Raw genomic sequence first — 1,328 nt, 5'->3', positions numbered from 1 at the left:
CCGAAATGGCGCGCATGAGCGTCGAGGACGGCCTGGTCATGCAAATCCATCCCGGCTCTTTCCGCAACCACAACCCGCAGATTTTCGCCGAGTTCGGCTTCGACAAGGGCGCAGACATTCCCACCGGCACCGATTATGTCCACGACCTCAAGCCGCTCCTCGACGCGTTCGGCAACGACACGCGCCTGACATTGATCCTGTTCACACTGGACGAGACGGCCTATGGGCGCGAGCTTGCGCCGCTTGCCGGGCATTATCCGGCGCTGCGCCTCGGCCCGCCCTGGTGGTTTTTCGACAGCCCCGAAGGCATGTACCGGTTTCGCAAGCTTACCACGGAGACAGCCGGCTTCTATAACACGGTGGGCTTCAACGACGACACCCGTGCCTTCTGTTCGATCCCCGCGCGGCACGACATGGCGCGCCGCGTCGACTGCAATTTTCTCGCGGAATTGGTGGCTGACCACCGGCTCGACGAGGACGAGGCGCAGGAAGTGGCGCACGATCTCGCCTACCGCCTGGCCAAGAAAGCCTATAGGCTCTGACCATGGCGCAGCGGCTTTCCAATCGGACCTGGGTGACCTGCCGGCCGGGATCGGGCGCGCGGACCGCAAAGATCGGCTTGGCTGCCCAACTGGCCGCCGTCTTCCTGCGGCTGAAGCAGGTCCTCGGCACCGATCTCCCGGCCGAGCCCATTTCGCAAGCCTGGGAACCGTATTGACCGATCTTTTGAACGACGGCGCCGCAGCCACCGTGGCATGATTGGCGCAGCGGTTCATGCACGGAGCAGAAAGCGGTTGTTTTTGATGACTGGTAGATTAATATATCAAAATTGAAATCCTGCCGGACAAGACAGGACCAGCGGAGGAGATGAAGATGATCAAGATCACTCGGCGACAGGCGGTCGGCGGATTAGCCGGCATGGCGGCGCTTCCGGTTGCGCGCGCGTTTGCCCAGACCGCCAAGCTGCCGACCGCGCCCGTCACCATCAATATCGTCGATGTCGCCGGCAATCTGGCGCTAACCCAGAAGGCGATCGAGAATTACAAGACGGCCAAGCCGGAACTGATCTCGAACATCGTCTTCACCAAGGCGCCCGCCCCCGAGCTTCCCGGCAAGATCAAGGCGCAGCAGGCGGCGAACCGCGTCGATATCGACATCGTGCTTACCGGAACGGATGCGCTGTCGGCAGGCCTCGAGATGGACCTGTGGGTCAAGCTGCTTCCTGACGATTCGGGCGCCTTGCCGAAGCTGGCCGATATCTATCAGGAGCCGGCAGCGCGGATGCAGACGCTGGCCAAGGACCACGGCGTCGTCGTCACCTACTACCC

Annotated in this window: 2 protein-coding genes and 1 pseudogene; all 3 read left to right on the top strand. The window is 62.3% G+C overall.

Annotated features, from left to right (window positions below; translation table 11 throughout):
* A partial coding sequence (locus tag FJ980_RS32135) for a glucuronate isomerase (protein ID WP_181181389.1) occupies positions 1-542 on the top strand: 542 nt, incomplete at its 5' end.
* Between the two features lie 2 nt (positions 543-544).
* Positions 545-718, top strand: a complete 174-nt coding sequence (locus tag FJ980_RS35005) for a hypothetical protein (RefSeq protein ID WP_181167349.1) — start codon at positions 545-547, stop codon at positions 716-718.
* Between the two features lie 158 nt (positions 719-876).
* Positions 877-1,328 (top strand): annotated as a pseudogene (locus FJ980_RS32130) (ABC transporter substrate-binding protein); the annotation flags it as partial.

It is taken from the genome of Mesorhizobium sp. B1-1-5 (genome assembly GCF_006443065.1).
Classification (GTDB): Bacteria; Pseudomonadota; Alphaproteobacteria; order Rhizobiales; family Rhizobiaceae; genus Mesorhizobium.
Note: the sequence above shows the minus strand (reverse complement) of the source record. Positions and strands in the feature narration are given on the sequence as shown.